The organism is Sphingomonas anseongensis (assembly GCF_023516495.1).
Classification (GTDB): Bacteria; Pseudomonadota; Alphaproteobacteria; order Sphingomonadales; family Sphingomonadaceae; genus Sphingomicrobium; species Sphingomicrobium anseongensis.
On the sequence record NZ_JAMGBC010000001.1, the window covers coordinates 423,044 to 445,224 of the forward strand.

Genomic DNA, 22,181 nt, shown 5'->3' on the forward strand with positions numbered 1-22,181 from the left:
CTTGAAATGCACGGAACGATTGCTGCGGACGCGGGCGTGACGAGCGCGCAACTGCTGACTGTGCAGGTCGCCGACGCCCGCGCTGAAGCGCGCGACGTGATGACTTTCGAGCTTCGCGCGCCGGGCGGCGGAGAGCTTCCGCCGTTCGAGCCCGGATCGCATCTCGACCTCCATCTCCCTAACGGCCTGCTTCGCCAATATTCGCTGACCAATGACTGGCGAGAGCGGGACCGCTACGTGATCGGAGTCGGCCGAGCGGAAAGCAGCCGCGGCGGATCCGTTTATGTTCATTCGCACCTCCGCGCGGGCATGCAGCTCAAGATCAGCCCACCACGGAACAACTTCCCGCTCGATCCGGACGCCGAGCGCTTCCTTTTCATAGCGGGCGGGATCGGCGTCACTCCGATCATGGCAATGATCCGCTGGTGCGTCGCGCACTCGAGGCCTTGGCGGATCATCTACGCGTCGCGGAGTCGTCAGCGCGCGGCCTTCTACGAAGAGATTTGCGGTCTCGCTGAGTCCTGCGCGCAGTTCCACTTCGACGATGAAGCGGGACAAGTACTCGATGTCGCGCAGGCGGTGTCGAGCTGGTCGCCGGGCGAGCGCATCTATTGCTGTGGCCCGACGCCGCTGATGGAGGCGGTCAAATCGCTCACCGCGAAATTGCCTGCGGACACGGTGCGGTTCGAATGGTTCACGGTTCCGGAGAGCGATGAGCCGGAGGAGTCCGACAGCTTCTCGGTGCGGCTTGAGCGTAGCGGCAAGGAGTTCCAGGTGCCGGCCGACAGGTCGATTCTGGAAGTGCTCGAGGAAAACGGATTCGAGGTACCCTTCTCGTGCCGCGAGGGGCTCTGCGGCACCTGCCTGACCAACGTGCTAGCGGGGGAGCCAGACCATCGCGACTATGTTCTCAGCGACGAGGAACGCGCGTCGGGTAAGCTGATGACGATCTGCTGCTCGCGTGCGAAGTCTGCAAGCCTTACCCTCGATCTCTAGGTTGGATCGAGCGTCGAAACGGCAGCGCTGAAACCGGCTTCCCCCCCACAATTTAACATGTTAAGCACATGGCATTGCCGCCGGACTTCAGGTGGCAGCGGAGGGGGTTCACAAATGTCACATGCTCGGCTTGCTGTCCTGTTTGCCACCACGTCTCTGAGCTGCATTGCGCTGGCTTCGCCAGCATTCGCGCAGACGGACCCGACAGGGACAACTCCGGCCGTTCAGCCGAACAATGCAGCGCCGAACGAGACCACGGTCGAGAGCGACAAGGTCAGCGAGGGCGTCGCACAGGCACCGCAGGACCAGGGCGTCTTTTCGCAAGACATCGTCGTCACGGCGCAAAAGCGCCGCGAACGCATCCAGGATGTAGGCATTTCGATTACCGCCCTCTCAGGCGAAACGATCAAGACCCTCAACCTCTCGAACATGCAGCAGATCAGCCAGCAGGTTCCCAACCTGCAGGTGTCAACTTGGACGCCGGCTTTCACGACCTTCAACCTTCGTGGAATCTCGCAGAACAACTTCCAGGACAATCTCGAAGCGCCCGTCGCCGTCTACATGGACGAGGTCTACGTCGGCAGCATGAATGCGCTTGGCCTGCCGATGTTCGACGTAGAGCGAGTGGAGGTGCTTCGCGGGCCGCAGGGCACGCTTTTCGGACGGAACGCGACCGGCGGCCTCATCCAGTTCGTGAGCAACGCCGCCGACGAGACTCGTCTCAACGGCTATGTTGAGGGCGAGGTTGCGGAGTTCGATACGCGCCGCCTGGAGGGCGCCATCGGCGGCGGCATCACACCGGGCATTCGGGCGCGCATTGCCGGATTCTGGACGAAGTCGGACGGCTGGATGAAGCCGGGTTTCAATCCGATCCTTGGAAGAAAGGCGCTCGGTCGGACGAGCCAGGGCACCGACGGCTGGGCGCTTCGTGCAAACGTTCAAGCAGACCTGACGCCCGACACGTTGCTGAGCCTCACCGGCTTCTACTCCAAGGACAATGACGTCCCGACTGGTCAGTATATCGTCCGCTTCGCCGGATTTGATCCAAATACGGGTCTCGGAGTTGACGCAGGACCGCCGATCACGGGCAGCGTTTTCCGGCACGCATCTGACGAGGATACCGGCTTTGACCGCAAGGTTGTCTCGCTCACGGCGAAGCTGACGCACCGGATCACCGACAACGTCGATTTCACCTACATCGGAAACTACAGCAAGCTCGACAAGAACTACATCGAAGACGCAGGCGGCGGCCTGACCTTCTTCCCCTTTCAGACGATCGCTCATCACAAGCAATGGTCGAATGAAGCTCGTCTTTCGGGACACGCGCCCCGAATTCGTTGGCAGGCAGGCGTCTATTTCCTGAACATGGATTTCAACGGCGAATTCGACGCATCAGGCGAGGCCATCACCGGGGATCCGGACGGCCGCATCCAGGGCCTCACAGACCTCAAGTCGAAGAACTGGTCGATCTTCGGCCAGGGCGAATATGATTTTACTCCGGAGCTGACGGGCATCGTCGGCCTGCGCTGGTCGCAGGACAACAAGAAGATCAAATTCCGCTCGACGGCGTTTAACGGGGCCCTTGGCCTGCCGGACGGCTTCGTCTTTTTCGACTACGCGAGTGAGATCGCCGCGAACCCGCAGTTCGCGGGTGACGACCACATCGATTATGGCGACATCGCCGCACGCGCCCAGCTAAACTACAAGCCGAGCCGGGACCTGCTTTTCTATGCGTCGTACAACCGCGGCATCAAGGGCGGAAACTGGTCGCCCTCGCCGAGCGTCGTCCTTGCCGATTTCAAGCACAAGAACGAGGTGCTCGACTCGTATGAGCTCGGCGTGAAGTCGACGATCGCACCGGGGACGCGCCTCAATGCTGCGATCTTTTATTACGATTATCACGACTATCAGGCTTTTTCGCTGACCAACCTTCAGCCGCAGGTCGCAAATTCGGACGCGACGGTGAAGGGCGCGGAAATCGAGCTCTTCTCGCGGCCGGTCAAAAATCTCGACGTCGCGCTCGGCGCAGCCTTGCTGGATTCGAACGTCGACTTCGTTCCGGCGGTCTTCCCCGGCACCGGAACGACCGATGCGGACTTGCCTCAGGCGCCGCACTTCAGCCTGAACGCCCTGGCGCGCTACACCGTACCGGTCGGATTTGCGAACCTCGCCTTCCAGGTGGATGGCCGGTACGCGAGCAAGCATTTCCTCGAAGGGACCAACTCCGAAGTCTCGTTCCAAAAGGGCTATGCCGTCGGCAATGCGTCCATCTCGCTGACGTCGAACGATGAGCGCTGGCAGGGCATTTTGTGGGTGAAGAATTTCACCAACACCAAGTACAAGGTCTACAACCTCGATCTCGGTCTCGCCGGCTTCGTCGAGCAGATGTACGCCCCGCCGCGGCAGATCGGCGCGACCCTTCGTTTCGGCTTCAAGGGATAGGTTCGGCCGCGGCTATTCGCCGCGGCTCCTTCCGTTCAGACGGTCCGTCACGCGACGCAGGAGTTCGTAAAGCTCCTGCATGTCGCCCTCGCCGATGACTCCGGTGATGCGCGAATATTCTGCTTCGTTTTTCGGTGCGAGCCGATCGAAGAGCTCGCGCGCCTGGGGCGTCAACGAGATGTAGGCGCGCCGCTGATCGCGGTCGGACTTGAAGCGGTTGACCAGGTTGCGCCGCTGGAGATTCTTCACGGTTCGCGTGGCGCTTGGCTTAAGTATGAAGACGCGCTCGGCGAGCTCGCCGATGTCGATCTGGTCAACTTCCCTAAGCGCCCGGATGATGCGCCATTCCTGTTCGTTGAGTCCGTGTTCCCGAAGCACTCGGCGAAAGCCTCGCATGACGGCTTCGCGGGCTCTGAGCAGCGCCATCGGAAGCGATTGCTCGAACGGTCGCATCGTGGGTGCTGCTGCGCTGCGCCGTCTCGAGCCTTCGTCAGCCATCCGTCACTCCGTTCCGCAACATCCCGATACCAGGCGCCGAGACTTCGACCACGTCTCCGGGCTTGAGGTAAACCGGCGGATCGAACCTAGCCCCCGCGCCGGGCGGAGTTCCAGTTGAAATGATGTCACCCGTCTTCAGAGTCGTGAACGTCGAAATGTAGGCGATCAAATCGGCGAAGCTGAAGATGAGGTTCGCCGTGCTGTCGTCCTGGCGAAGCTCGCCGTTGACTCGTGTCTGGAGCGCGAGCGAGTCGAATCCGTCGAACTCGTCGGCGGTGACCATCCACGGACCGATCGAACCGCTGAAGTCGAAGTTCTTGCCCTGCGTGACGTTGAACTTCGCGTGGCGAACCCAGTCGCGGATCGTTCCTTCGTTCATGAGCGTCAGGCCGGCTATATGCGCAGTCGCTTGTTCGCGCGCGATCCGGCGGCCGCCGCGCCCGATCACGATTGCGATCTCACCTTCATAATCGAGCTGCTCGCTCTCGCGCGGTCGGACCAGCGGGCGATCGTGCGCGGTGAACGACGTCGGCGCGCGCATGAACAGACTCGGGAATTTCGGAAGATTGGAGCCGTCGCGATATTCCTCGTTGCGATTGGCGTAATTGACGCCGACGCATATGATCTTTTCTGGCGCTGGCAAGAAAGGCTCGAAACTGAAGTCCTCCAGCGCCGAGTCCGGCGAACATCCGGCGACATAGTTGTTCGCACGCTGGACGCCTGCCTCGCTCAAGAGCGGATGCGCTCCCTCGGGTGCCTCCAGCAGCGGCGTAAGATCGATCGCGCCGGCATCGGTGATCGCGGCCCAGCGTGCCGTGCCCTGAAATTCGACCTTTGCGATCTTCACGCCGCGGCGGCCGTCAGTAGTCCGGCGCGTTCCAGCACGGCGTCGAGCCGCCGTTCGAGCTCGGGTGTTGCGGGTGCCATTGGCAGGCGATGCTCGTTCTCGGGAATAAAGCCGAGGCGCTTCATCATATATTTGATGGGGATCGGGTTGGTGTCGAAGAAGACGGCCTGGTTGAGCTCAAGAAGGCGGTCATGAAGCGCGCGCGCTGCCGGAATATCGCTGTTCCACACGGCTTCGCAAAGCTGCGAAAGCACCTTGGGACGAAGATTGCCGACGGCATTCATCAGCCCGCATGCCCCGATCGCCATCATCGGGAAGGAGAGCTCTTCAAGGCCAACGAAGATCCGGAATTCGTCTCCGAACTCGCAAAGGCACTCGGTGACGAAGCCAAGATCGTTTGCGGCATGCTTCATACCGACGAAGGTGGGCGAGCGGTCCTTCAGCTCCTTAAACGTGTCGAGCGTTACCGAGACCGCCGTCCGGCCGGGGATGTGATAGACCATCCACGGACGGTCGTGTCGCTCAGCGAGACTGAGATAATAATCGATCAGGCCGCGCTGCGGCGGCTTGGAATAATAAGGCGTGACGATCAGGAAGGCGTCCGCGCCCGCGCGCACTGCGTGATCCGTCAGGGCCTCGGTTTCCGCCAACGACTGCGAACCCGTGGCGGCAACCACTGGTACCCGTCCGCCCGCAGCCTCGACAGCGACATCGACGATGCGGTTGCGCTCTTCGATCGTCAGCGATGCCGGTTCGGACGTGGTGCCATTGGCGAGTATCCCGTGCGAGCCTTCGCGGACCTGGAACTCAACCATCGCCGCATAAGCGTCATAGTCGACCGCTCCGTCGGTGAACGGAGTGATGAGCGGCGGGACGGACCCCCTCAACCTGCTTATGTCCATTCAAAGGTTTCCTTGCGCGCCCATGCCCCGGTTGATATTTAACATGTTAATCAGCCGAGCTGTGAGAGGTCAATGCCGCACCTGAACATCGAATATTCCGCGAACCTGGCTGACGCGCTGGACATACAGGCGTTGGTCGACCGAATCCACGAAGCGGCGCTCGAGACCGGGATATTCCCGCTCGGCGGCGTTCGCACCCGCGCGGAGCCGCGAGCGCACTATCGGATCGCGAACGGCAATCCCAACGCAGGATACATCCACATGATGGTTCGTATCGGATCCGGGCGCGAGGCGGAGACTCGTCGTGCGGCGGGAGAAAAGATTTTCAATGCGCTGTGCGATTTCACCGACGAGCTGTATCGGTCGCGCCCGCTCGCGCTCTCGTTCGAGCTGCATGAAATCCCGCCCGACATGGCGTGGAGGAAAAACAATCTGCACGAGCTGCTGAAGAAGGAAGCCGGCGAATGAGTGAATCAGCGCCGGTACTGACGGACTCGGTCGCAAGCGCGAACCGACAGCGCGCCCTCGGCCATCTTGCGCCGTACGTTTCCGAGCCACTGGGCCATTTCATCGAAGGCCAGCCGACGTCTGGCGCGGGCGGTGAGCCGTTCGACGTGCTCGATCCATCGACGGGCGAGACGCTTGGCCAGGTCCTTGGGGGCATGGCGCAGGACGTGGATGCTGCGGCGGCCGCAGCGAAGCGCGCATTCCCGGAATGGTCACGCACGAGCGGCGAAAAGCGTCGGAAGATCCTGCATTCGATTGCCGACGCAATTGAACAGCGAGCGGACGAGATTGCGGTCGTGGAATCGCTCGACACCGGTCAGCCGCTTCGCTTCATGAGCAAGGCTGCGCTCCGCGGCGCGGAAAATTTCCGCTTCTTTGCCGACCGCGCCCCCGATGCGCAGGACGGGCTCGCTTTGCCGACGAGCGACCACCTCAATTACACAATGCGCCAGCCGATCGGTCCTGTGGGCGTGATCACGCCGTGGAACACGCCGTTCATGCTGTCGACGTGGAAGATCGCGCCAGCGCTCGCGGCCGGCTGCACCGTCGTTCACAAGCCCGCTGAGTGGAGCCCGTATAGTGCGAGGCTGTTGGTCGAGATTGCGCACCGAGCGGGATTACCGGCGGGAGTTTTCAACAGTGTCAATGGATTAGGCGAAGGGGCAGGGCGCGCGCTTACGGAGCATCCGGACATCAAGGCGATCGGCTTCGTCGGTGAATCGAGCACGGGAAGCGCGATCATGAGCCAGGGCGCGGCAACCCTGAAGCGAGTCCACTTCGAGCTCGGCGGCAAGAATCCGGTCGTGGTGTTCGACGATGCCGATCTCGATCGCGCGCTCGATGCGGTGGTCTTCATGATTTACAGCCTCAACGGGCAGCGCTGCACATCGTCGAGCCGGCTGCTCGTCCAGGATTCGATCCACGATGAATTCGTCGACCGGGTAGCCGAGCGGGTGGAGCGCCTGCGCGTCGGCGACCCGCTCGATCCCCAGACCGAGGTCGGCCCGCTCATTCACCCGCGCCATCTCGACAAGGTCATGGGCTATATGCAGGTGGCGCGCGGCGAGGGGGCCCGGATCCGCAGCGGCGGTGCCCGGCACGATTGCAGCCCCAAAGGCTATTTCGTGCAGCCGACTCTCTTCACCGGTGCCCACGCGCAAATGCGGATTGCGCGGGAAGAAATCTTCGGCCCGGTCCTTACGGTGATTCCGTTCGCCACCGAGGAGGACGCGATCGCCAAGGCCAACGACGTGGAGTACGGCCTGGCCGGCTATGTCTGGACCGGCGACGCCGGGCGCGCGCATCGTGTTGCGCAGGCAATCGAGGCCGGCATGGTCTGGGTCAATTCAGAGAACGTGCGGCACTTACCCACGCCGTTCGGCGGAATGAAATCGAGTGGGATCGGGCGCGATGGCGGCGATTACAGTTTCGACTTCTACATGGAGACGAAGAACATCGCGATCGGCCTGGGGCAACACAAGATCCCGAAGCTGGGCGCGTAGTCGGCGCGATTCAGGCCGCCTTCGCGGCTGCCGCCTGACCGACGTCCATTACGCCTGCAAAGCCACTGGTAGCGAAGATGGGGATGGGCTCGCAGAACCAGATTTCGCCGGAGCGTCCCTCGCATGCGCCGGCGACGGCGATTAGAGTCCGGATCTCAAACCCGCCTTGCCCAGCATCGCGAAGCGTTTCCTCGTCGGTATATGCGGTGAGAGCGTCACGGTCGTTCCGAGTCCATCGGCTTAGGAATTCGCGGTCCCACTCCTCGTTGATCTTCCCGGAGTTGGGAGTCGCAGGCCAATGCGAGATCCCGCCGGTCCCGATCAGCGCGATCCGCTCGGGGACTGCATCGCACGCGGCCCGGATGGCCCGCCCGAACTCATAGGCTCGCAAAAGCGGAGTCAGCGGCGGCCCCTGGCAGTTGATGTTGGCCGGGATCACCGGGAGGTCGAAGCGCGGCGTGAGGAAGCTCAACGGGACCATGATGCCATGGTCGAACTTCCATTCCTCGGCATAAGCTACGTCCACGCGCTCCATCACCTTGGCAATGATACGCCGCGACAGGTCTGGATTGCCGGGAATCCTGCGCCGCTCGATCTTGAGCCACTCCGGGTCCTCGATCGGCCCTTCATAGTCTTCGGCCATGCCGATTCCGTAGGCTGGCATGTTGTTCATGAAGAAATTGGCGAAATGCTCGGCGGCGATGACGATGATCGCGTCGGGGCGGCTCTCCTCGAGCGTGGCCCGAAGGCGATCGAGGGTGGCGAAGAAGGGATCGCGCACGGCGGGGTCCGCTCGGTCGGCGCGAGCCCTCATTCCCGGTCCGTGGCTCATGATTCCGGCGAAAACCAGGCTCACAGCGCGCCTCCCGCTCCGCCATCGACCGCGGCGTAGATTCCGCCGCGCACCTGTCCATGCTCGGCAAGCGCATCCTTCATCGCGGCGATATATTCGTCCCAGCTGAGCCCCCGCCAGGCGGCAAAGTGCATGAGGATCTGCCCGTTCACTCCAAGGATGTAGAGCTTGCCGATATCGTCGCGACGTATCGCCTCCGCTTCCTCCTCGGTCAGCCGATAGCGGCCGAGCACATCCTCGCGATCTGATGTAAAAGCGTGCTGCACGGCGGGGTCGCGATTAAGCTCGTAGAGCAGCTTCTGCAGGGCGTAGAGGCTCATCCTGGGCAATTCTACGACGCGGGTTGCCCGGCATCAAGTTAACCTGTTAAGTATTTTCCAGCGATGACCTGAAACGAGCGGGAGGGTTTGCAAATGCGATGGATGCCTCGAGCGGTTGCGCTGGCGGTCGTCGCGGCGGGACCCGCCGTTGCGCAACAGGCGCCCACGAACCCGATGGACGCACTGACAGCGGACGAAATCAACCGAGCCGTCCAGGTTCTCACCGCCGCCGGGAAGGTGGATTCGAACACCCGCTATCCGACCATCACCCTTCAGGAGAACTCGAAGGAGTCTGTGCTCGCCTGGAGTCCGGGGAAGCCGTTCGCGAGGCTCGCCCGCGCCTCTTACCTCCGCGGTCCGGCTATCCACGAAGCCGTGGTCGACCTGACCCGAGGTTCCGTGGTTTCCGACCAGGAGGTGAAGGACCGCCAGTCGCTCATCCTGTTCGAGGAATTCCTCGGCGCGAGCGAGATCGCCAAGTCGGACCCGCGCTGGCAGGCGGCGATGCGCAAGCGCGGCTATACGAGTTACGACAAGATCATCTGCGCTCCGCTGACCGTCGGCCCCGTCGTTGACGAGCGGTATCGCGGCCTGAGGCTCCTTAACGTCCCCTGCTTCGACACCGCCGGCGCAGTGAATCACATCTACGGACGCCCAATCGAGAACGTCCTCGCAGTGGTCGACGTGCGCGCCCGCAAGGTTCTCGATGTGATCGATTTGGGCGTTGTGCCCGTTCCTGCGGAAGTGCCTTCCAGCGCCTACGATCCTGCGACGAGCACTCGGAACGGCTTGAAGCCGGTGCAGATCGTCTCGCCGGCCGGCGACAATTTCACGATCAACGGTTCGACCATCGAGTGGGACAAGTGGAGCTTCCACCTGCGCGTCGACAAGCGCGTCGGACCGGTGATCTCGCAGGTGAGGTACCGCGACGGCAATCAGGCACGCCAGATCGCCTATGAGATCAGCACGTCGGAAATGTTCGTTCCCTACATGGAACCGAGCAAGACCTGGGCCTACCGCGCCTACATGGACATCGGCGAATACGGTTTCGGCGCCTTGTCGTCTCCGCTGAAGCCTGGCTCCGACTGCCCAGTGAACGCGAAATTCCTCGATGCGATCATCTCGGACGATCACGGCAAGCCGTTGGCGCTGAAGAACGTCGTTTGCGTGTTCGAGCGCGACACGGGCGAGCCGCTGTGGCGCCACTACGAGGTATTCACGGAGTCGCACGAGAGCCGCCCCAACGTTGAGCTCGTGGTGCGGATGGCGCCGGAGGTCGGCAATTACGACTATTTGCTTGACTATGCCTTCAACCGCCGCGGCGAAATCGAAGTTCGCGTGGGCGCTTACGGGATCGATGCAACCAAAGCCGTTGCCGCCAAGACGATGCAGGATGCGACCGCCAAGGAAGACACTGCCTACGGAACCCTGATCGCTCCAAACCTCGTCGGCGTGAACCACGATCATTTCATGAGTTTCCGCATCGATCTCGACGTAGACGGGCAGAAGAACCGGATGGTGGTCGACAAGTTCGTTCCGAAGGCTTTGACGAACAACCCGCTTCGGCGAAGCATCTGGCAGGTGGAGCGCTCGACAGTCGATTCCGAGCAGGCCTTCGAGCCCATGCACGAATCCGCCTGGTTCCGATTTGAAAGCGGCGACAGGAAGAACGCCCTTGGCAATCCGACCAGCTTCCAGCTGGCGCCCGGCCATTCGGATATCTCGATCCTCGCCGATGACGAGCCGCAGCAGCAGAGGGCGGCCTTCTCGGGCGCGTCATTTTGGGTGACCCGCTATCATTCTGACGAATTGTACGCGGCGGGTGCCTATCCAAACCAGAACCGCAATGTCGAAGGGCTTCCGGCCTTCATCGAGAATCACGAATCGATTGCCGACCAGGACTTGGTCCTGTGGTACACGATCGGCTTCCGACATCAGACCCGCGCGGAGGACTGGCCGGTGATGCCGGGGCTCTGGCATTCGTTCAAGCTGCGGCCATTCAACTATTTCGACCGGAATCCGGCGATGGATACGCCCCCAGCCGAGCAACTCTCACACTGATCAGCCTGTCTCCGCCGAAATCAGGCTCAAGTCTGCGACCATGCGAACAAGCCGCCAGCAACATGCAGCATGCGCCTAATTACCGGCAATCAGATTTGCTTTATCCAGCTTAATATCTTCAGGCCCTCGACACGGGCGGCCGCCTTAACGCCAAGATGCGGATCTACGGTGGGACGCCTGACCTGATCCCGAATCGGACGCACAGGTGAGTGCTTCGCCAACTTCGTTGATGCCTGATCTGTTACCTGTGGTCGGCAGGCGTCGTTTGGTTACATAACCGGTTGGTGTTGATGAAAAAATGGTGGACGCACTAGGGCTCGAACCTAGGACCCGCTGATTAAGAGTCAGCTGCTCTACCAACTGAGCTATGCGTCCACACGATTTGCCTGTGAGGCGAAAGGCGCTTCGGTCGGCCTTCCGCAAGGGGCGGCGCGCCGGTAGCACGGGCTCAGATGGGGCGCAACCGCGGTCCGTTCAAGCGGGGATTCGAAGGCTGGAAATTCCCGAGCCGGTGCGCTGTTGCCGCTCGAGCGCCATCAGCATCCCAAGGCTGAGCATGATCGTCATCACGGCCGACCCGCCATAGCTGACCAGGGGAAGCGGGACGCCAACAACGGGAGCAAGGCCCATCACCATCATCAGGTTGATGGAAACGTAGAAGAAGATGGTGGCGGTCAGTCCCGCGGCGGTCAGTTGCGAAAAGCGGGTCCGCGCATTCATGCTGACGCGCATGCCCCAGCGGACGACGAGGTAGAAAGCCATGATGAGGATCAGGCCGCCGATCAGCCCCCATTCCTCGACCATTGTCGCGAAGACGAAGTCGGTATGTCCTTCCGGCAGATAATCGAGGTGGCTTTGGCTCCCCTGGAGGTAGCCCTTGCCGAAGATGCCGCCCGAGCCGATCGCGATCTTCGATTGAGTGACGTGATAGCCGGCGCCGAGCGGGTCCGCTTCAGGATTGAGGAAGATCAGAACCCGCTTGCGCTGGTAATCGTGCATCAACGCGAAGGCGAGCGGAGCCGCCGCCGCAAGCGCTCCGGCAGCTCCGGCAAAGATCCACCACGGGATGCCGGCGATGAACATCACGCTGGCACCGATCAGGATCACCATTAGCGCCGTCCCCATGTCCGGCTGGACGAGGATCAGGGCGGCAGGGATGAAGAGCATGAGAGCGGCCGGCCAAATCGCGCGCCAGCTCTTGATCGCACTGGGTGGGAGAAGGTCGTAGAATCGGGCGAGGACCAGCACGATGACAGGCTTCATGAACTCACTGGGCTGGAGTTTCACCGGCCCGATCTCAAGCCATCGCTGCGCGCCCTTGCCCACGAAGCCAAGGAGTTCGACGCCGACGAGAAGGACGAAGACGACAATGTAGATCGGGAAGGCGACGCTCTTTAAAGTCGATTCCCGAAGCCAGGACATGGAGATGGCGACGGCGAAGAAGAAGAGGAACGTCAGCCCCTGCTTCAATGCCCACGGGCGAAGCGAGCCTCCCGCGGCTGAATAAAGCGTCAGGAGTCCGACGCACGCAAGGATGACGATGAGGAAGATCAGCCGCCACGGAAGCTTGGCGAGCGGCTGCGGGATAATGGCCGAGGAAATCACGCGCTGTTCGCTCTCGCCACGGCCTTGATGCGATTCAGCTCGCGGGCATTTCGCTCGGCGAGGGTGCCGCCCCATTGCTCTTCGAGCGGAGCAAGCGCTGCGTAGGCCTTCTGCTTGTCGAACAGATAGGTCATCGTGTCCTTGACGATCGGCGCTGCCGCGGACGCTCCGAAGCCGCCATGCTCGATGATGCAACCGATCGCGTAGCGCGGCTTGTCCGCCGGCGCGAAGCCGATGAAGAGCGCGTGATCGCGGAGCGCCCAATTGCTTTGGTGTCCGCGGGCACCCAGCTTGAAAACCTGCGCCGTGCCGGTCTTTCCGGCCATCAGCACTCCGTCCAGCGGAAGCTTCGAAGCCACTGCCGTGCCGTGTTCGTTTACGACGGCGGCCATAGCCTTGCGCACATAGTCCAGATGCTCGGGGTCGACGGCCAGCGGCGGTATCGGCTTGCGCGGAGTTCCCATCAGCAACCGGGGCTGCACGAGCGTGCCGGAGGCGATCCTCGCCGGCATCACCGCCAGTTGGATCGGATTCACGAGCACATAGCCCTGTCCGATCGAGGTATTCGCGGTGTCGTAGCCCTGCCACTGGCGGTGGTACTTCTCCTCGAGCCAACTGGGGCTCGGCATGGTGCCGAAGCGCTGCGACGGGATCGGCAGGTCGAACTCCTGGCCGTAGCCGAGGTAATTGACCATCTCCGTCGTCAGCTGCGGGTCCGTCTTCAGTCCCATTGCCCAGAAATAGGCGTTGCAGCTGTGCTCGATCGCCGAGTGCATGTCGACGGTCCCATGCGCCGCATCATCGCGGAAGTAGCGATTTCCGATCTGAACCCCGCCCGAGCAGTGGAACTTCCGGTTCGGATCGATCCCCTGCTTCAGAAAGGCGAGCGCCATTGCCGGCTTGATCGTCGATCCGGACGGGTAGAGACCCTGGGCGACCTTGTTGAGCAGCGGGATGTGGTCGTTCTCCGACAGCATCTTCCACTCGGTACGGCCGATGCCCTGGCTGAAGCTGTTCGGGTCGAAGGCGGGCATCGAGACGTAGGCGAGCAGGTCGCCTGATGCGACGTCCATGGCGACAAGGGCGCCTGAATTGTCGCCCATTCGCCTGGCGGCGAATTCCTGAAGCCCGGCGTCGATCGTCAGCTTGACCGTCTGCCCGGACCGATCCGGCTGCGGGTCGAGCTCCTTTACCAGCTTGCCTCGGGCCGTGACCTCGATCCTCTGGCCGCCGGGTGTGCCGCGGACGTACGGCTCGAGGGTCTTCTCCAGGCCCTGCTTTCCGATCTTGAACCCCGGGGTGAGGAACAGCGGGTTCTTCGTCTTTTCATATTCTTCCGCGGACGGGGTGCCGACGTAGCCCACCAGATGCGCGACCGCCGGACCGTGCGGGTAGTAGCGCGAAAAACCGCGCATCGGGCGGACCCCCGGCAGCTCCGGCAAGCGCACCATCAGCGCTGCATATTGTTCGTACGGCACGTTCTCCGCGACCTGCACCGGCTGGAACCCGCGGCTCTGCTTGAGGTCGCGAAGGATCCTGTCCATCGCGTCGGTGTCGAGGTCGAGGATCTTGGCGAGGCTCTTCAGCGTCTGCTCGGGCTGCTCGAGCTGCTGCGGGACGAGGTCGACGCGAAAGTCGCTGCGGTTGATCGCGATCGGGACGCCGTTGCGATCAACAAGCCATCCGCGCCGTGGAGGCACGACGATCAGCTGGACCCGGTTGCTCTCCGACAGCAGCGAGTAATGCTCGTTCTCCGCGATCGACAGCCAGCCGAGCCGGCCGACGAGGAGCGCTCCAATGGCGGCCTGAGCGCCGCCAAACACCATCATCCGCCGTGAAAAGGTCAGCGACTGATGGACTGGAGTGATCGGCTGGTGCTTCATTTTCTCCGAAGCCTCCAGCGGTCGATCGACGCGACTGCCCAGGCGAAAAGCGGAAATGCCGCGATGGAGATTAACATCGGGGGAATGACCGAAGCGAAGGGCAGCCTTGCACCCATCCATGCCGCGACCTGCCATTGGGCGAGCTGGTCCATGACGATCAACAGCGCCCCTAGCGTCCATTCGATCCAATAATCGCGCCACATGATGCGGCGGTCAGCGAAGTCGGCCGCGAGCATCGCCACCGTCCAGACGGTCACCGAAAGCCCGATCGGCGCACCTGTGAGAAAATCGTTGAGAAGCCCGAGCGGGGCTGCCCACCAGGCTGGCCAGACGTCCGGCCGGCGAAGGCGCCAGGCGATCAGCACCATGAACCCGAAGTTCGGAAACCAGCCGCTCTGAACGACGATAGGAAGCGCGGTGAGAAGTATCGCGACGACGACCGAAGCCGCGGGGACCAGGTGCGCGGCCGGAACCGGCCCCTCGCCGATCCGCTTGTTTGGAGTCAGCGCGGAGCGGACCATCAGGGGATCGGTCCCTGGTCGGCAACCACCGGCGCGGCTGCGGAAGCTTCCACCTCATAAGGCTGCTCCACCATGGCCACGGTGGTCGAACCGATGTCGGCAAGCGGGACCGCGATCGCGCCATCGCCGAGTAGGCGTACGACCCGCGCCAGCGGGATCAGCGGCGGATAAAGACCGCCGACTCCCGACGTGACCACCACGTCGCCAGGCTTGAACGGGTTACGACCCACCTCGAGTGGCTTGATTTCCAGGGTGCCGTCGCCGCGACCCTGGCACAGTACAGCCTGGCCGCTGGTCAGGAGGCGGGCAGGGACAGTGCTCGCCCTGTCCGACACCAGCAGCACCCTTGAGTTGAGGGTGCCGGCCTGAAGCACTCGGCCGATCAGCCCCTTGGCCGACCGGACCGGCATGCCTTCGTCAATGCCGTCGCGCTTGCCCGCGGCAAGGATTGCGAACCTGCGCGGGCTTTCGAACGATGAGCTTACGATCCGCCCGATTGCGATCGTGTGCGGCGTCTCCTCCCGGAGGCGGAGAGTTGCGCGAAGCTCGCGATTGTCGAGCAGGATCGCCCGGGCTTCGGTAATCTGCTGCCGAAGCGCGGCGTTTTCGCGCTTCAGCTGGTCGTTCTGGTGAGCGGCATCCCAATAGTCGCCGGCACCGGAGGCGAGGCCGCCGACGGTGGCACTCACCGCGTGAAGCGAGTTGGTGATTGGCGCCGTCGCGTCGAGGGCCAGGCCTCGAAGATTATTGAACCGCTGCGGAGCCGCGATGGAGATGGCGAGCAGGATCAGCCCGATGGCGACCGCGACAATGGCGGCAATGAAGCTGAAGAACAGCCCGTATTGCGCGCGTCTGGACCAGCCGGGGCGCGACGCCGCCACCGCTCAGGGGCCTCTTACGCCGTCTGCAGGACGCCGCGGAACTGCTCTTCCTCGAGCGCCCGGCCAGTGCCCAAGGCGACGCAGGTCAGCGGATCTTCCGCAACGGTTACAGGCAGGCCGGTTTCGTCGCGAAGGACCTCGTCGAGGCCCTGAAGCAGGGCTCCGCCGCCGGTCAGCACGATGCCCTGGTCGCAGATGTCTGCGGCGAGCTCGGGAGCAGTGTTCTCAAGAGCGATCCGGACTCCCTCGACGATCGTCCCGACGGGCTCTGAAAGCGCTTCGGCGATCTGGCCCTGGTTGATCGAGATTTCTTTCGGAACGCCGTTGACCAGGTCGCGGCCCTTGATGTGGACCGTCTTGCCGATGCCGTCCGTCGGGGGCTTGGCGATTCCGACTTCCTTCTTGATCCGCTCGGCCGTTGCCTCGCCGATCAGGAGGTTGTGGTTGCGGCGGACGTAGGAGCTGATCGCTTCATCCATCTTGTCGCCGCCGACCCGCACGGAGGTGGTGTAGGCGAGGCCGCGAAGCGAGAGGACCGCAACTTCGGTGGTGCCGCCGCCGATGTCGACGACCATCGACCCGATCGGCTCCGTGACCGGCATGTCCGCGCCGATCGCGGCGGCCATCGGCTCTTCGATCAAATAGACCTGGCTTGCTCCAGCATTGGAAGCGGCGTCGCGGATCGCTCGGCGCTCGACCGACGTCGATCCGGACGGCACGCAGATCACGATCTCGGGAAAGCGCCAGGCGCGCATCTTGCCGCCGTGCACCTTGTGGATGAAGTGCTTGATCATCTGTTCGGCCACGTCGATGTCGGCGATGACCCCGTCGCGAAGCGGCCGGATGGCCTCGATCTGGTCCGGCGTCTTGCCCATCATCAGCTTGGCGTCGTCGCCGACGGCCTTGACCCGCTTGACGCCGTTCACCGTCTCGATCGCGACCACCGACGGTTCATTTAGAACGATTCCGCGGCCCCGCACGTAAACGAGCGTGTTGGCGGTCCCGAGGTCGATCGCCATGTCATGCGACATCCATTTGAACCAGCGCGTCCAGAACATCCTGATTTATCTCTCCGCCTTAAGTCCGGAAGCCGGACTTTCCCCCCGGCCACAGAAACGAGAATTAACCGCTTCGCATTGAAAGCGAACTGAATTTTTCGGTTCAAATCAGCGCTTCGCGGGACGCTTCGGATTGGGCTAGAGCTATTAACATGTCAATAAGAAGACTGCCGTCCGAACTGGTCGACCGAATCGCCGCGGGCGAGGTCGTCGAGCGGCCGGCAAGCGCGCTCAAGGAGCTGGTCGAAAACGCCCTCGACGCTGGTGCGAAGACCATCACCATTCGGCTTTCCGGCGGAGGCACCGGCCTGATCGAAGTGGTCGACGACGGTTCGGGAATGAGCCCGGACGACATGCGCCTGGCCCTGGAGCGCCACGCGACGTCCAAGCTTTCGGGAGACAGCATCGAACGAGTCACGAGCTTCGGCTTCCGCGGAGAAGCGCTGCCGTCGATCGCGAGCGTTTCGCGCCTGACACTTGAGAGCCGGACCAGCGGCGCCGATGGCTGGCGGATCGAAGTCGATCACGGCAAGCGAGTGGGCGAAGGACCGGCTGCGCTTCCGCCCGGCACCCGGGTGCGAGTGGAGCAGTTGTTCGAAAAGGTGCCGGCGAGGCGCAAGTTCCTGCGCAGTCCGCGCGCGGAATATGCCGCCTCGCTCGATGCAGTGAAGCGGCTTGCGATGGCGAGGAGCGACGTCGCCTTCGCGGTGGAGCATGACGGGCGGAAAATCCTTTCGCTTCAGCCGTCGAGCCCGCAGGCGCGGGTCGCCACGTTGCTCGCGCCCGAGCTCGACAGGCACGGCGTCGGAATCGACTGCGTGCGGGACGGTCTCGGCCTTACCGGCGTGGTCAGCCTCCCGACTCTCAACCGCGGCGTCGGGGACCAGCAATATCTGTTCGTCAATTCGCGGCCGGTGAAGGACCGGCTGCTCGTGGGCGCGTTGCGCGCAGCCTACCGCGATCTCATCGCACGCGACCGCCACCCGATCGCGGCCTTGTTCCTCAACGTCCCCCTCGAAGAGGTCGACGTCAATGTCCACCCGGCAAAGACCGAGGTTCGATTCCGCGACGCTGCGGCCGTCCGCGGGCTGATCGTCGGCGGCATCCGCTCGGCGCTAGACATGGAGTCCCACCGCAGCGCCGCCCACGAGCAATCGGCCGCGCCGGTCGTCTGGACCAGCAGCGTCAGCTCCCCCTCGACGCCACCCGCCGGAGTTCGCGAGGAACGGGCGTTGTTCACCGGCATCCGGGTCGATCCCTCCGCCCGTGCGGAACCTGCCGTCGAGCCCGTGCAGTCCTATCCGCTCGGCGTCGCTCGCGGCCAGGTCGCGAGCACCTACATCGTCGCCGAGGCCGACGACGGTCTCGTCATCGTCGACCAGCACGCGGCACACGAGCGGCTCGTCCTCGAACGGCTTCGCGCCGCCCGCTCTGGCGGAAGCGTTCCGAGGCAAGACCTGCTGATCCCCGAGGTCGTGGAGCTTGAGGAGCCCGATTGCGACCGGCTCGAAGGTGCGTCTGCCGAGCTCGCCGGCCTTGGTCTTGAGCTCGAGCGGTTCGGCCCGACCTCGATCCTCGTCCGTTCGGTCCCCGCAGCGCTTCGTTCGCCCGACGTCCACAAGCTCCTCGCCGATCTCGCCGCCGAAATCGCCGAGCTCGGTTCGGCAATGTCGCTCCAGGAGCGGTTGGATCATGTCGAGGCGACGATCGCATGCCACGGATCGGTGAGGGCAGGGCGCGTGCTTTCTGTGGCGGAAATGAACGCGCTTCTGCGCGAAATGGAGGTCACTCCGCGGTCCGGCCAGTGCAACCACGGCCGCCCCACCTGGGTGAAGCTCGCCCACTCCGACATCGAGAAGCTGTTCGGACGCAGATAGTTAAGGAACCGCGCGTCGCTCCTGTTGTTCAACCAGCGACAGGGGAGAGACGATGGCGCGTTGCGCAGTGCTTATGATGGCGCTGTTGTGGACAGCGCCGGCGCTCGCCCAGGATCCTGCCGCCGACCTCAAGTTGCAACCTGCGCCGAGCGAGCCCGAGCTGAACCTTGCACGCAGCAGTTTCGCTCTCCCTGTCATCGACTATCGCGCTCCCGACGGAACCCTGAGGCACGGGCAGGGAATCATCGTCGGCCGCGACGTCTCGCCCAATGCGACGGTTGGAATCGGCTTCTTCAAGACGAAACCGAAATATTCGGACGGATCCATGACACCGGTGGCCGGCAAGTCGAAGAAGCTGGCTGTCGGCCTGTCGCTTCGCTTCTGAGCGATGTGTCGCACCGTTACAGGGATAGAACGAGCGACTTCGCCCGCAAAAGCTGCTAGGCTCTCCGCTCAGTAGGAGTAGAGCCATGGAAGAGCAGGACGCCAGCAAAGATCGCGCATATTATGCGCAGCGTGCGGCCGAGGAGCTCGAGCTCGCAAAATCCGCCGGTGACGGCGAAGCGGCCGAGGCCCATCGCAAGCTTCAGAAGGCTTACCTGGAGCGGGCGTCAGTCGGGGAACGGGAAATCCCCGTTCGCGACGAAATCGGCTAGTCGCCCGTAAGCTTCCTCAACTTCTGATAGACCTGCTCGATCGGCTGTGAGCGCGCGGCCTGTCGCGCGGCGTCGAGCTTCGGATAGCCGTTCTCCGCCTCGCTCCGGAGCGTTTTGGCGAACTCGCCGGAGCGGACCGTTTTCAGAACGCCGGCCATCTTTTCCCTGATCGCGTCGTCGATGATCGCCGGCCCGCCCAGCACCGCGCCGAGCTCCGCCGTGTTGGAGATCACCTCGCGCATTCCTGCGATCCCGCGAGCCTCGATGAGGTCGGCGATCAGCTTGAGCTCGCCGACGCACTCCAGATAGGCGACTTCGGGCGAGATTCCGGCGTCGACAAGCGTCTCGAAACCGGCGCGCAGAAGCTCGGGCACTCCACCCCACACCACCGCATTCTCGTTGAACAGGTCCGCCACCGCTTCCTCCTCAAAGGAGGAGGCGATCAGGCCGGCACGAGCGCAGCCGATGGCGCGGCCATAGGCGAGGGCGATGTCGCGCGCATTGCCGCTTGCGTCCTGGGCGACCGCCCAGAGCGCGACCATGCCCTTGCCGGCCTGGTACAGTGAGCGCAGCGCCGTTCCGGGACCCTTCGGTGCAACGAGATACACGTCGAGATCGGCCCGGGGGCGAATGAAGCCGAAGTGGATCGCAAGCCCGTGGCTGAATCCGAGCGCCGCGCCTTTGCGGATGTGCGGTTCGACCTCGGTGTACAGGTCGCCGAGGATTTCGTCGGGCGCGAGGAACATGATGACGTCTGCGGTTGCTGTTGCGGTCTCGAGCAGCTCGACCTCAAGCCCGGCGGCCTGCGCCTCGATGCTGCTTCCGGATGCGCCGCGAAGCCCAACGACGACGTCGATCCCGCTATCTTTCAGGTTCAGCGCCTGCGCGCGGCCCTGATTGCCATAGCCAAGGATCGCGACGCGCTTGTCGGCGAGCGGCGCCGGATCGATGTCTTTGTCACGGATCAGCTCCATCGACGCCGCCTACGCGCTTGGCCGAAGCAGGGCCAGAGCCCGGCCGATTGCTTCGCCCTCCAGGGGCTTGGCGAACCGCGGCCATTCGGGCGGCGGTTGGTGAGCGAACCAGGTGTACTGCCGCTTCGCATAGTTGCGCGTCGCCTGCTGGCCCTTCTCCAGCATCTCTTCGCGAGTGAGCTCGCCCTTCAGGAAAGCCGCGATTTCCCGAACCCCGATGGCGCGCATTACGGGCAGTGAAGGATCGAGCCGACGGGCGAGCAGTGCCTCAACCTCCTGAACCGCCCCATCGTCGACCATCTTCGCAAATCGGGAATCGCAGCGCTCGTAGAGCCACGGCCGAGGCGGCAGCAGGATCAGCGGTTTCAAGTCGATCTGGCTGCCAATCCCGCCTTCGCGGCTGGACTGCCAATTGGCGAGAGTGCGGCCGGTAGAGGCAACGACCTCAAGCGCCCGAGCGATCCTTGTCGTGTCCGCGGGGTTGAGCCGCTCCGCGGCCTCAGCGTCGAGACGCTCAAGCTCCGACCTGTTCTCCTCAGCCGGGCGCCCGCGCACGCGCTTGCGTATGTCAGCGTCGATGGGCGGGACCGGCGCGATGCCGTCGAGAAGCGTCCGCAAATAGAGGCCGGTGCCTCCGACTAGGATCGGAAGGCGCCGGTTTCGCTGCGCCTCCTGGATTTCGGCTTTCGCCAGCTCCGCCCATTCCGCGGCGGAGCAGGGCTCGGCGCCGTCGCCGATGCCGTATAGCCTGTGCTCCGCGCGCCGCAGGTCGTCCTCGCTCGGCGCGGCGCTGACGATCGGCAGGTCGCGATAGATTTGCGCGCTATCCGCGTTGATGATCAGCCCGCTGGTGCTCTCGGCGAGCGCAAGCGCAAGCGCCGACTTGCCGCTAGCCGTCGGTCCGGCAATTAAGGCGACCATGTTCATCGCAACTTTGATAGCAGCGGGACGGCTCGATGACAGGATGGTGGACCGGGCGCTTGGGCTTCTGAGAGAATTGGACCCCAAGGCGCGGTTCGGAGCCTGGATCGACGAAGGCGACGCCGTCGACCTGCATGTATCGGGCGATGCCAAGGCGGTCCGCTGGGCCCTCGAATCGCTGCCCGAGGTCGACGTCGTCGTGCAGCCGCCCGAGCCGCGGTTCCGCAAGCTCCTCGTGGCCGACATGGATTCCACGATCATCGGTCAGGAATGCATCGACGAGCTGGCGGATTTTGCAGGCCTGAAGCGCGAGGTCGCCGAGATCACGGAACGGGCAATGCAGGGCAAGCTCGACTTCAAGGCCGCGCTTCGCGAGCGCGTGGCCCTGCTTTCAGGGCTGGAGGAGGATGCGATCGCTCGCTGCCTTGCCGAGCGAGTCGTCCCGAACCCCGGAGCGGCAACACTCGTCCGGACGATGCGCGTTGGTGGCGCTCGAAGCTTGCTGATCTCGGGCGGGTTCCTGTCCTTCGCCGAGCCCGTCGCCAAGATGATCGGCTTCGACACTGTGCGGGCCAATCGCCTGCTGTTCGACGGCACCCAGCTGAGCGGCGGTGTCGAGGACCCCATCGTGGACGCGCAGGCGAAGCTGGAAGCGCTGATCGAGGAGCGTGGCAAGCTTGGCGTGGAGGCTGCCGATGTGCTGGCGATTGGAGACGGAGCGAACGACCGGCTGATGGTGGAGGAGGCTGGGCTGGGCGTCGCCTATCGCGCGAAGCCCGCGCTTGCGGAGATCGCCGACGCACGAATCGACCATCACGGCCTCGACGCGCTCCTGTGGGCGCAGGGAATCCGCAAAAAGGAATGGGTGTGCGGCTGA

Annotated in this window: 21 protein-coding genes and 1 tRNA gene; 9 read left to right on the forward strand and 13 right to left on the reverse strand. The window is 63.4% G+C overall.

Features of this window, described 5'->3' with window-relative positions; all coding sequences use genetic code 11:
• Positions 1-6: 6 nt before the first annotated feature.
• Both LZ519_RS02155 and LZ519_RS02160 read left to right on the forward strand, forming a co-directional pair.
• Complete coding sequence (locus LZ519_RS02155; protein WP_249867096.1) at positions 7-996, forward strand: PDR/VanB family oxidoreductase; 990 nt, start codon at positions 7-9, stop codon at positions 994-996.
• A gap of 114 nt (positions 997-1,110) precedes the next feature.
• Positions 1,111-3,438 (forward strand): TonB-dependent receptor, encoded by a 2,328-nt coding sequence (locus LZ519_RS02160; RefSeq protein ID WP_249867097.1) that lies wholly within the window; start codon positions 1,111-1,113, stop codon positions 3,436-3,438.
• A gap of 12 nt (positions 3,439-3,450) precedes the next feature.
• Here LZ519_RS02160 and hpaR read toward each other — a convergent pair whose 3' ends face one another.
• The 3 genes from hpaR to dapA are packed head-to-tail and all read right to left on the reverse strand — an operon-like array spanning position 3,451 to position 5,685.
• Positions 3,451-3,936: a homoprotocatechuate degradation operon regulator HpaR gene (gene hpaR, locus LZ519_RS02165; protein WP_249867098.1), complete on the reverse strand. Its 486-nt coding sequence runs from the start codon at positions 3,934-3,936 to the stop codon at positions 3,451-3,453.
• Entirely contained in the window at positions 3,929-4,783 is an 855-nt protein-coding gene (locus LZ519_RS02170; protein WP_249867099.1) for a fumarylacetoacetate hydrolase family protein, read from the reverse strand. Before LZ519_RS02170 ends, hpaR begins: the two co-directional genes overlap by 8 nt.
• On the reverse strand, positions 4,780-5,685 hold the full coding sequence (gene dapA / locus LZ519_RS02175) for a 4-hydroxy-tetrahydrodipicolinate synthase (protein WP_249867100.1): 906 nt from the start codon (positions 5,683-5,685) through the stop codon (positions 4,780-4,782). The genes LZ519_RS02170 and dapA overlap by 4 nt, the downstream gene beginning before the upstream one ends.
• Positions 5,686-5,757: 72 nt before the next feature.
• Here dapA and LZ519_RS02180 point away from each other — a divergent pair, with 72 nt between their 5' ends.
• Both LZ519_RS02180 and hpaE read left to right on the forward strand, forming a co-directional pair.
• Complete coding sequence (locus tag LZ519_RS02180; protein WP_249867101.1) at positions 5,758-6,153, forward strand: 5-carboxymethyl-2-hydroxymuconate Delta-isomerase; 396 nt, start codon at positions 5,758-5,760, stop codon at positions 6,151-6,153.
• Positions 6,150-7,694 carry a 5-carboxymethyl-2-hydroxymuconate semialdehyde dehydrogenase gene (hpaE, locus tag LZ519_RS02185; protein ID WP_249867102.1) on the forward strand — a complete coding sequence of 515 codons (1,545 nt, stop codon included), beginning with the start codon at positions 6,150-6,152 and terminating at the stop codon, positions 7,692-7,694. Before LZ519_RS02180 ends, hpaE begins: the two co-directional genes overlap by 4 nt.
• Before the next feature lie 10 nt (positions 7,695-7,704).
• On the opposite strand, the gene LZ519_RS02190 is transcribed toward hpaE, so the two are convergent.
• Together LZ519_RS02190 and LZ519_RS02195 are read right to left on the reverse strand one after the other, a co-directional pair.
• Entirely contained in the window at positions 7,705-8,550 is an 846-nt protein-coding gene (locus tag LZ519_RS02190; protein ID WP_249867103.1) for a DODA-type extradiol aromatic ring-opening family dioxygenase, read from the reverse strand.
• Complete coding sequence (locus LZ519_RS02195) at positions 8,547-8,867, reverse strand: aromatic ring-opening dioxygenase subunit LigA (protein WP_249867104.1); 321 nt, start codon at positions 8,865-8,867, stop codon at positions 8,547-8,549. Before LZ519_RS02195 ends, LZ519_RS02190 begins: the two co-directional genes overlap by 4 nt.
• A 93-nt stretch (positions 8,868-8,960) precedes the next feature.
• On the opposite strand from LZ519_RS02195, the gene LZ519_RS02200 reads away from it, so the two are divergent.
• Positions 8,961-10,928, forward strand: coding sequence for a copper amine oxidase (locus LZ519_RS02200; protein WP_249867105.1), 1,968 nt, complete (start codon positions 8,961-8,963; stop codon positions 10,926-10,928).
• Positions 10,929-11,227: 299 nt separating this feature from the next.
• Here LZ519_RS02200 and LZ519_RS02205 read toward each other — a convergent pair.
• From LZ519_RS02205 to LZ519_RS02230, 6 genes are all read right to left on the reverse strand, one after another.
• Positions 11,228-11,303 (reverse strand) — tRNA-Lys (locus tag LZ519_RS02205).
• Between the two features lie 99 nt (positions 11,304-11,402).
• The gene (gene rodA / locus LZ519_RS02210) at positions 11,403-12,533 is read right to left on the reverse strand and encodes a rod shape-determining protein RodA (protein ID WP_249867106.1); all 1,131 of its coding nucleotides are present in this window, start codon (positions 12,531-12,533) and stop codon (positions 11,403-11,405) included.
• Positions 12,530-14,416, reverse strand: coding sequence for a penicillin-binding protein 2 (gene mrdA / locus LZ519_RS02215; RefSeq protein WP_249867107.1), 1,887 nt, complete (start codon positions 14,414-14,416; stop codon positions 12,530-12,532). The genes rodA and mrdA overlap by 4 nt, the downstream gene beginning before the upstream one ends.
• Positions 14,413-14,937, reverse strand: coding sequence for a rod shape-determining protein MreD (gene mreD / locus LZ519_RS02220; protein WP_249867108.1), 525 nt, complete (start codon positions 14,935-14,937; stop codon positions 14,413-14,415). Before mreD ends, mrdA begins: the two co-directional genes overlap by 4 nt.
• Positions 14,937-15,818 (reverse strand): rod shape-determining protein MreC, encoded by an 882-nt coding sequence (locus tag LZ519_RS11635; RefSeq protein WP_249867109.1) that lies wholly within the window; start codon positions 15,816-15,818, stop codon positions 14,937-14,939. The genes mreD and LZ519_RS11635 overlap by 1 nt, the downstream gene beginning before the upstream one ends.
• Positions 15,819-15,832: 14 nt before the next feature.
• Positions 15,833-16,876: a rod shape-determining protein gene (locus tag LZ519_RS02230; RefSeq protein ID WP_249867110.1), complete on the reverse strand. Its 1,044-nt coding sequence runs from the start codon at positions 16,874-16,876 to the stop codon at positions 15,833-15,835.
• A 152-nt stretch (positions 16,877-17,028) separates the two neighbouring features.
• Here LZ519_RS02230 and mutL point away from each other — a divergent pair, with 152 nt between their 5' ends.
• The 3 genes from mutL to LZ519_RS02245 all read left to right on the forward strand — a co-directional run bounded on the left by mutL (position 17,029) and on the right by LZ519_RS02245 (position 19,409).
• Positions 17,029-18,753 carry a DNA mismatch repair endonuclease MutL gene (mutL, locus tag LZ519_RS02235; RefSeq protein ID WP_249867111.1) on the forward strand — a complete coding sequence of 575 codons (1,725 nt, stop codon included), beginning with the start codon at positions 17,029-17,031 and terminating at the stop codon, positions 18,751-18,753.
• Positions 18,754-18,805: 52 nt separating this feature from the next.
• Positions 18,806-19,138, forward strand: a complete 333-nt coding sequence (locus LZ519_RS02240; protein WP_249867112.1) for a hypothetical protein — start codon at positions 18,806-18,808, stop codon at positions 19,136-19,138.
• Positions 19,139-19,223: 85 nt separating this feature from the next.
• A complete protein-coding gene (locus tag LZ519_RS02245) occupies positions 19,224-19,409 on the forward strand; it encodes a hypothetical protein (protein WP_249867113.1) in 186 nt (61 codons plus the stop codon).
• Here LZ519_RS02245 and ilvC read toward each other — a convergent pair.
• Positions 19,406-20,383, reverse strand: coding sequence for a ketol-acid reductoisomerase (gene ilvC, locus LZ519_RS02250; protein ID WP_249867114.1), 978 nt, complete (start codon positions 20,381-20,383; stop codon positions 19,406-19,408). The genes LZ519_RS02245 and ilvC overlap by 4 nt on opposite strands.
• 9 nt (positions 20,384-20,392) lie before the next feature.
• On the reverse strand, positions 20,393-21,310 hold the full coding sequence (gene miaA / locus LZ519_RS02255; protein WP_249867115.1) for a tRNA (adenosine(37)-N6)-dimethylallyltransferase MiaA: 918 nt from the start codon (positions 21,308-21,310) through the stop codon (positions 20,393-20,395).
• Here miaA and serB point away from each other — a divergent pair.
• Entirely contained in the window at positions 21,303-22,181 is an 879-nt protein-coding gene (gene serB / locus LZ519_RS02260; RefSeq protein ID WP_249867116.1) for a phosphoserine phosphatase SerB, read from the forward strand. The two genes, miaA and serB, sit on opposite strands and share 8 nt — an antisense overlap.

Bases quoted from the DNA above. Each gene is read 5' to 3' on its own strand.
- LZ519_RS02155 (WP_249867096.1), top strand. From the start codon at position 7: ATGCACGGAACGATTGCTGCGGACGCGGGCGTGACGAGCGCGCAACTG.
- LZ519_RS02160 (WP_249867097.1), top strand. From the start codon at position 1,111: ATGTCACATGCTCGGCTTGCTGTCCTGTTTGCCACCACGTCTCTGAGC.
- hpaR (WP_249867098.1), bottom strand. From the start codon at position 3,936: ATGGCTGACGAAGGCTCGAGACGGCGCAGCGCAGCAGCACCCACGATG.
- dapA (WP_249867100.1), bottom strand. From the start codon at position 5,685: ATGGACATAAGCAGGTTGAGGGGGTCCGTCCCGCCGCTCATCACTCCG.
- LZ519_RS02180 (WP_249867101.1), top strand. From the start codon at position 5,758: ATGCCGCACCTGAACATCGAATATTCCGCGAACCTGGCTGACGCGCTG.
- hpaE (WP_249867102.1), top strand. From the start codon at position 6,150: ATGAGTGAATCAGCGCCGGTACTGACGGACTCGGTCGCAAGCGCGAAC.
- LZ519_RS02195 (WP_249867104.1), bottom strand. From the start codon at position 8,867: ATGAGCCTCTACGCCCTGCAGAAGCTGCTCTACGAGCTTAATCGCGAC.
- LZ519_RS02200 (WP_249867105.1), top strand. From the start codon at position 8,961: ATGCGATGGATGCCTCGAGCGGTTGCGCTGGCGGTCGTCGCGGCGGGA.
- mrdA (WP_249867107.1), bottom strand. From the start codon at position 14,416: ATGAAGCACCAGCCGATCACTCCAGTCCATCAGTCGCTGACCTTTTCA.
- mreD (WP_249867108.1), bottom strand. From the start codon at position 14,937: ATGGTCCGCTCCGCGCTGACTCCAAACAAGCGGATCGGCGAGGGGCCG.
- LZ519_RS02230 (WP_249867110.1), bottom strand. From the start codon at position 16,876: ATGTTCTGGACGCGCTGGTTCAAATGGATGTCGCATGACATGGCGATC.
- mutL (WP_249867111.1), top strand. From the start codon at position 17,029: ATGTCAATAAGAAGACTGCCGTCCGAACTGGTCGACCGAATCGCCGCG.
- LZ519_RS02240 (WP_249867112.1), top strand. From the start codon at position 18,806: ATGGCGCGTTGCGCAGTGCTTATGATGGCGCTGTTGTGGACAGCGCCG.
- LZ519_RS02245 (WP_249867113.1), top strand. From the start codon at position 19,224: ATGGAAGAGCAGGACGCCAGCAAAGATCGCGCATATTATGCGCAGCGT.
- ilvC (WP_249867114.1), bottom strand. From the start codon at position 20,383: ATGGAGCTGATCCGTGACAAAGACATCGATCCGGCGCCGCTCGCCGAC.
- serB (WP_249867116.1), top strand. From the start codon at position 21,303: ATGTTCATCGCAACTTTGATAGCAGCGGGACGGCTCGATGACAGGATG.
- miaA (WP_249867115.1), bottom strand. From the start codon at position 21,310: ATGAACATGGTCGCCTTAATTGCCGGACCGACGGCTAGCGGCAAGTCG.